The organism is Methyloglobulus sp. (assembly GCF_040079455.1).
Lineage (GTDB): Bacteria > Pseudomonadota > Gammaproteobacteria > Methylococcales > Methylomonadaceae > Methyloglobulus.
On the sequence record NZ_JBEBKJ010000120.1, the window covers coordinates 1 to 6679 of the forward strand.

Below are 6679 nucleotides of genomic sequence, written 5' to 3' on the forward strand. Positions count from 1 at the left end.
GCCAAACCGGAGCCAAAACCAAACGCCAGGAACAAGATTGGATCAGTTAGGATTTGTTTGGGAGTTAGCTGGTTTTTACCGTATTCGGCATTAAGAAAAATGTTCAAAACTTTTGACCTCTAATGGTTGGATGCTGCCGGATTTGTTGAGCCGTAAGCCCGGTAAAGATTCTATAGCACCGATTTTGGTGTGGGGAATTTTTAGGTTTTGAACCTTATCTGGGCTGACGGTAAAGCACAACTCGTAATCGTCACCAGCAGTCAGCGGCATGACCCAATCGCCTGTGTCTTCGATATAAGTAAGGACTTCGGTCGATAATGGCAAGGCTTCCCATTCGATACACGCACCAACTTGGCTTTGCTGTAGGATATGCCCCAAATCACCAACCAGCCCATCTGAAATATCGATACAGGCATTGGCGATACCGATTAAAGCCTGTCCAAAAGCAACTTGTGGCTCAGGCTGATTAAACCGCTTTAAGGCGGCATCCGGTTGTTTGCAGCCGTAACCTTGGTTGATTTTTAAGCCTAACCCAGCATTGCCAAGATGACCCGTCACGCAAATGATGTCGCCAGAATTGGCTGCTGAACGCTTTATTGCTTGTCCGGTAGGCACCAAACCTAAAGCCGTCACAGTTAATGTTAACGGGCCGGAAGTAGTATCACCACCGATCAAATCCACCGAATAACGTTCTGCCAAAGCAAAAAAGCCATCGGCGAATGCCTCCAGCCAGTTTTCATCAACTTTGGGTACGGTTAACGCGAGCGTAACGGCCAGCGGTTTTGCACCCATGCTGGCCAAGTCGCTCAAGTTGACCGCCAATAGCTTATGGCCTAGATAGTAAGGATCACATCCGGCAAAGAAGTGGACATTCTCTACCATCGTATCGGTGGTTATGGCCAATTCATACCCATTTGGCATGGATAACAAGGCGCAGTCATCACCTATGCCCTGAGCGACAGATGGATTGGTTGTTTGCCGCTTGAAAAAGTGGTCGATCAGGGAAAACTCAGAAATGGGATGAGTCATTAATACAGAGAGAATCCCCTCAAGCAGAAGTTATAGTTTTCGTTCATTAACTCGATTAGATAAAACAAATAAAAGAACACCTAAAAGGGTATACCCAAGAAAAACCTCTAAAATAACCAACATTAACAAAAAATCACTTTCAAGATTTGGTGTTATATCTCCATAACCAAGCGTTGAGAAAGTAACAACACTGTAATAAATCGCAGCCATAAATGATGGGAATGGCTTATTGAAACCACAATCTCCTAATATAAAATAAGCCGCAGCAAATAAAACAATCAGAACTAATGAGGTAAGGAAAACAGCCAGCAAAGAACGCCAGTTTTTTGTAGTTAAAGCACTGGTAACATTACGAATTTTTCCGAACCAATTAGTTTCGTCTGTGTACTTTAAAACTGAATCTTGATACCAAGATATGTACGACAAGTGCCTTTGTTCTTCTCCATTTGCACCGGCTGAAGTTTTAACCGATATAAAATCTGTATGCCCTCCATCGATCCTGGATTTTTCACCTGTTATTGCTGTAACAAGTAAATTTATATAGGAAATTTCTCTTATTTTTGGCCGAGTACCTAAACTATTCGCACCTAATGGAAGCACATTAATTTGTGTACCAACAAAATTTGAGTTGTAAAAGCCTGTTCTTTCATCTATTGAAGTAATTCCCAGAAATGAATGCGAGAAATTGCATTCAGGAAAATTACAATTGGTAATAATAACTTGGCAAAAAGTTGAGTTGCTGAAATCTGCATTTGCAAAGCAAGCATTCTTTAATTCGGCTGAATGAAATTTTATACCATGTAGGTCAATTCCTCTAAGGTCGCTCCACCCTTGGTAGGTTGAATTATTTGAAATAGTGTAAAGCCAATCATTTATATGTTTGGTTTCGCTTCCTATAGTAACTAATAGTTGATTAAAATCAATTGTAGCTCTGGCGATTGAAAAAATTACTTGATTATATTGGGCTTTTTGCCTTGATAGTTCGTGCTCAGAATTAATGAAGCACCTAACTTCCTCAGTTAATTTAATGCCAAGTTCAGTTTGCCATCTAAACTGAGTTGTTATTTGTTGTCCCCACGTTGGTTTAATTGAATCCAGCTTGCTAATACATTCACTTTCATTTTTAAACCAGAACTCGACAAGATCATATTCTTCTTTATATCCTATTGATTTTAGATTCTTTGATATTTTTTTCATATTCCGAAGCAAAGCTAAGTCTATTTTTTATCAGTATCATAGGAAGTGCTGAACGAAGGGAAACGCATCTTTCGAGAGTGATACACCTTGTTCCTCGGCTCATCCTATATCTTAATCTTGCTCCTTTTGTCTTTCGCCTTGCGCCTTACTTTTAATCTCCACCGCTCTTTTCTTTTGCGCCACCTTATCCAAAATCCCATTCACATAGCGATGGCTACCATCCGCCCCAAAGTATTTGGCGAGGTTGATGCTTTCGTTGAGGACGACGCGGTACGGCATTTCGGGACGGTGCATTAATTCATAAGCCCCCAACCGCAATATCGCCCGTTCAACGGGATCAATGACATCAACAGGGCGGTCAACAAATTCACTGAGGACTTCGTCGATGGTGTCCACGCATTGGGGGATGCCGTGAAACAGCTCTTTGAAGTAGCTTTTTTGTACGCCTTTTAAACGACCATCTTCCTCAAATTGTAATTCAATGCTGATAAGGCTTTGTCCCGTCATCTGCCATTGGTAGAGCGCTTGCACGACGGCTTTACGTGCGTTGGTTTTGGTTTGGCTCATTGTTTGGCTAAGTTTTCCAGCAGGCTCATCATTTCAATCGCAGACATGGCGGCTTCCGCGCCCTTATTGCCCGCTTTCGTACCAGCGCGTTCGATAGCTTGTTCAATGGTATCGACGGTCAATACGCCAAAACTTACCGGTATATCATATTGCATAGCAACGGTAGCGATGCCCTTAACGCATTCGCCAGCAACATATTCAAAATGTGGTGTGCCTCCGCGTATGACCGCACCAACGGCTATGATGGCATCGTATTTTTTGCTCGCGGCAACGCGTTGCACGACCAATGGCAACTCGAATGCACCCGGCGCTTTGACGATATGTATATTCGCTTGGTCTGCGCCGTGACGGACTAAAGTATCAATCGCTCCCGCCTGTAAGTGTTCGACGATAAAGCTGTTAAACCGTGATGCGACGATGCACACGGTGCGGCCTTGGGCCGATAAATTTCCTTCAAACGTTGTTATTGCGGACATACTGTTTCTCTTATTTTCTTAAATTATTCGTTTAAACTGATTTATGGGAGTCAATACTTTCCCAATCATCGCACAGAACGTGTTCAGTCACTTCCAGATCAAATCCTGCGAGGCCAACATACTTTTTCTGGGCACCCAATACCTTTAATTTGTGTACCCCAAGATCAGACAAAATACGGGCACCCGTACCCGTCATACGCCAATCGGGCGACGCGGCAGCGGGGATGGTTACGCCATTGTCCTCGAGCTGATAGCGATGAATCAATTCGACCAAGTTTTTATTGCTCTCGTTTTGCCTGATAACCACCAAAACGCCACGGCCTTCTTTGGCTATCTTTTGCATGGCAACACGCATCGAAATACTGCGGTCAGAGCGCTTCGACGAAAACACGTCATCCAAAAGATTACGTGCGTGTACCCTGACCAGAACCGGCTCACCATCAGACACCTGCCCCATTACCAAGGCTAAGTGGAGATTATTGTCATTCCTATCCTGATAGGCATACAGGCGGAAATCACCGAATTCCGTTGGAAAAGTACATTCACTAATGCGTTCCAGGGTGTTTTCATGCTGGATGCGGTAGTGAATAAGGTCTGAGATTGTACCGATTTTAAGATTATGATGCTGGGCAAAAATTTCCAAATCCGGCTTTCTTGCCATCGAGCCGTCTTCATTGAGAATCTCGACAATAACAGCAGCAGGTTCGACACCCGCCAATCTCGCCAGATCACAGCCCGCCTCGGTATGCCCTGCCCTGTTCAGTACGCCACCCGACTTTGCCATGAGCGGAAAAATATGTCCCGGCTGAACCAGATCATCGGCTTTAGCATCCGGTGCAACGGCACATTGCACCGTGCGGGCGCGATCGGCGGCAGAAATGCCCGTTGTCACGCCCGTCGCGGCTTCTATCGAAACAGTAAAATTGGTGGAATGCGCGGTTTTGTTTTCATTGGTCATTAACGGCAAGCGCAATTGCTGGCAACGTTCGCTAGTCAAAGTCAAGCAAATCAACCCTCGCCCGTACCGCGCCATGAAATTAATGTCTTCTGGGCGCGTAAAAGCCGCCGCCATAACCAGATCGCCTTCGTTTTCACGGTCTTCATCATCCATGATGATGACCATTTTACCTTGGCGCAAGTCTTCTATGATTTCTTCGATGGTGTTCATTTAAATCTGTTTTTTTAAAACTGCTGATTATGTCCTTCGACAAGCTCAGGACGAATGGAGTTTAGTTAAGCATCGTAGTGTATCCGTTCGTGTTGAGCTTGTCGAAACATGAACGGTAAATTCCCTTTATCTAAAAAATCCGCTATTGCGGAGTAATTCTTCGGTAATATGCGATTCGGGTTTAGCTGCCTTATCACCCAACAACAACCGTTCCAAATACCTCGCCAATAAATCGACCTCAAGATTGACTTGACCACCAACTTTTATATCCGCCAAGGTCGTTTCCTTGAGCGTATGGGGCACGATATTAACACTAAACAACGCGCCATTCACGGTATTGACGGTCAGGCTGATGCCATTGATGGTGATCGAACCTTTTTCGGCGACATATTTAGCCAAGTCATCAGGGGCTTTGAACGACAATCGCCAGGAACGGGCATCCGGCTTAAGTTCGACCAGCTCACCTATACCGTCCACATGACCGCTAACGATATGCCCGCCCATGCGGGTTGTGGGTGTTAATGCCAGTTCCAGGTTTACCTTTGTGCCGACCACGGCGGTTTTCAAACTCGTGCGGGACAAGGTTTCGTTGGACACATCCGCGCAAAAATGCTGCTTGCCGAGTTCGATTGCGGTCAAACATACGCCATTGACGGCGATGCTGTCTCCTAATTGCGTGTCGGATAGCGATAGTTTTCCGGTATTGATGGTCAAGCGGCAATCGCCGCCTTTGTGTTCGATGGCGGTTATAAGACCGATTGCGCTGATGATTCCTGTAAACATTTTGATTACAACTTAGTAATACGGTTATTTTTACGCTTAGGTAGTTTTTTTGAAAAACTTGATTCTTCTTTACTCAGCTTGTCATAAATATCAAGCCCTTGCTTTCTAACAAAATATGCAAATAATAGCGGTAAAAAATAGACAATCATGAATAAAGGTAAATTTATTCTTAAAATAACTGAAATAACATATTTAAATGAAATAAAACTGATCTCTGGGTCAAACGATGACTTTACAAATTCCACAAATGGAAATACGAAGGCGGCTACAAGCACTGCATTGATAATTGTTGTTGATACTACCATACATTGATCAGCAAATTTTTCTTGCGCTTTCTTGGAGCGTTCTCCAATTTTTTATCATTAATTTTCGGAAACTTTAGCATAAGGTAATTCTAAACTTTAAGTCTTCGCCTACTTGTCCAATGTCCTTAAATTTCAAATTCTTACAATCGACTAAGTTTTCTAACTCCGGCAAATGAAACAGCCCTCTCCCTTGATCCCCCAGAATTTTAGATGCCACGTAAATAACCCATTCATCAACCAAATTTTCAGCCAATAATGCACCATTCAATATTGCACCGGCTTCGACTAACACCTCATTGACTTCCTGTTCAGCCAAAAATTTCATAACTTCGGCAAGATCAAGACGGCCTTGGTTTTCAGGCAATTGATAAACCTCGGCACCCGCATCTTGTAATTTTTGGAGTTTCTCCTTATGTCCTTCAACAAGGCTCTCCTGAGCGGAGTCGAAGGGCTCAGGACGAACGGCAGTGGTTTGATTGCAGGTTAAGATCAAGGTTCGTCCGGGCAAAGTTAACATAAGCGCCGTAAGTGGCATTTGCAAGCTGGAATCCAGCACCACCCTGATAGGTTGGACGACTTCTTGATCTATCCGAGCCGTTAAGGAACAGTCATCCTCAATTACCGTATTGATTCCGGTCAAGATCGCCGAACTTTCCGCCCGTAAGCGATGCACATCCGCCCTGGCTTCCGGTGACGTGATCCATTGGCTTTCGCCCGATGCCATCGCAGTCCGGCCATCCAAGCTCATGGCCAATTTGCTGCGGACGAAAGGGCGGTTTTTAGTCATGCGCATGATAAAACCACGGTTCAAAGCCAACGCATCTGCTTCCAGCACACCGCAGCTTACTTCAATACCTGCGGCTTTAAGGTGAGCAAAACCTTGTCCTGCTACTTTTGGATTTGGGTCTTGCATGGCGGCAACCACTCTTTTAATTCCTGCTTTTACGAGTGTTTCACAACACGGCGGTGTCCGTCCGTAATGGCTGCAAGGCTCTAAGGTGACGTAAGCTGTCGCGCCAGTAGTGCCTTCTGTGGCATTGGCTGCATCGATGAGGGCTTCAACTTCGGCATGGGCAAGACCTGCGCGTTTGTGCCAACCTTCACCGATTATCCTGCCGTCTTTGACCAACACGCAGCCGACACGTGGATTTGGG

At 44.7% G+C, this 6679-nt stretch carries 8 protein-coding genes and 1 pseudogene; all 9 read right to left on the reverse strand.

Features of this window, described 5'->3' with window-relative positions; genetic code table 11:
* Window positions 1–107: pseudogene (locus ABL924_RS17205) on the reverse strand (phosphatidylglycerophosphatase A); the annotation flags it as partial.
* Window positions 91–1029: a thiamine-phosphate kinase gene (thiL, locus tag ABL924_RS17210; protein WP_349028328.1), complete on the reverse strand. Its 939-nt coding sequence runs from the start codon at window positions 1027–1029 to the stop codon at window positions 91–93. The gene thiL and the pseudogene ABL924_RS17205, both read right to left, overlap by 17 nt.
* Window positions 1030–1059: 30 nt before the next feature.
* Window positions 1060–2226 carry an ion channel gene (locus ABL924_RS17215; protein WP_349028329.1) on the reverse strand — a complete coding sequence of 389 codons (1167 nt, stop codon included), beginning with the start codon at window positions 2224–2226 and terminating at the stop codon, window positions 1060–1062.
* A gap of 111 nt (window positions 2227–2337) precedes the next feature.
* Window positions 2338–2793: a transcription antitermination factor NusB gene (gene nusB, locus ABL924_RS17220; protein ID WP_349028330.1), complete on the reverse strand. Its 456-nt coding sequence runs from the start codon at window positions 2791–2793 to the stop codon at window positions 2338–2340.
* Complete coding sequence (gene ribE / locus ABL924_RS17225) at window positions 2790–3269, reverse strand: 6,7-dimethyl-8-ribityllumazine synthase (RefSeq protein WP_349028331.1); 480 nt, start codon at window positions 3267–3269, stop codon at window positions 2790–2792. Before ribE ends, nusB begins: the two co-directional genes overlap by 4 nt.
* Window positions 3270–3300: 31 nt before the next feature.
* On the reverse strand, window positions 3301–4437 hold the full coding sequence (ribBA, locus tag ABL924_RS17230) for a bifunctional 3,4-dihydroxy-2-butanone-4-phosphate synthase/GTP cyclohydrolase II (RefSeq protein ID WP_349019756.1): 1137 nt from the start codon (window positions 4435–4437) through the stop codon (window positions 3301–3303).
* Between the two features lie 126 nt (window positions 4438–4563).
* Window positions 4564–5220, reverse strand: a complete 657-nt coding sequence (locus ABL924_RS17235) for a riboflavin synthase (RefSeq protein WP_349028332.1) — start codon at window positions 5218–5220, stop codon at window positions 4564–4566.
* 5 nt (window positions 5221–5225) lie between these two features.
* On the reverse strand, window positions 5226–5525 hold the full coding sequence (locus tag ABL924_RS17240; protein ID WP_349028333.1) for a hypothetical protein: 300 nt from the start codon (window positions 5523–5525) through the stop codon (window positions 5226–5228).
* Between the two features lie 73 nt (window positions 5526–5598).
* On the reverse strand, window positions 5599–6679 hold a 1081-nt coding region (gene ribD / locus ABL924_RS17245), incomplete at its 5' end, for a bifunctional diaminohydroxyphosphoribosylaminopyrimidine deaminase/5-amino-6-(5-phosphoribosylamino)uracil reductase RibD (RefSeq protein ID WP_349028334.1).

What these genes read in the sequence shown, in the direction of transcription:
- thiL (WP_349028328.1), bottom strand. Translation starts at nt 1,029, where the DNA reads ATGACTCATCCCATTTCTGAGTTTTCCCTGATCGACCACTTTTTCAAG.
- ABL924_RS17215 (WP_349028329.1), bottom strand. Translation starts at nt 2,226, where the DNA reads ATGAAAAAAATATCAAAGAATCTAAAATCAATAGGATATAAAGAAGAA.
- nusB (WP_349028330.1), bottom strand. Translation starts at nt 2,793, where the DNA reads ATGAGCCAAACCAAAACCAACGCACGTAAAGCCGTCGTGCAAGCGCTC.
- ribE (WP_349028331.1), bottom strand. Translation starts at nt 3,269, where the DNA reads ATGTCCGCAATAACAACGTTTGAAGGAAATTTATCGGCCCAAGGCCGC.
- ribBA (WP_349019756.1), bottom strand. Translation starts at nt 4,437, where the DNA reads ATGAACACCATCGAAGAAATCATAGAAGACTTGCGCCAAGGTAAAATG.
- ABL924_RS17235 (WP_349028332.1), bottom strand. Translation starts at nt 5,220, where the DNA reads ATGTTTACAGGAATCATCAGCGCAATCGGTCTTATAACCGCCATCGAA.
- ABL924_RS17240 (WP_349028333.1), bottom strand. Translation starts at nt 5,525, where the DNA reads ATGGTAGTATCAACAACAATTATCAATGCAGTGCTTGTAGCCGCCTTC.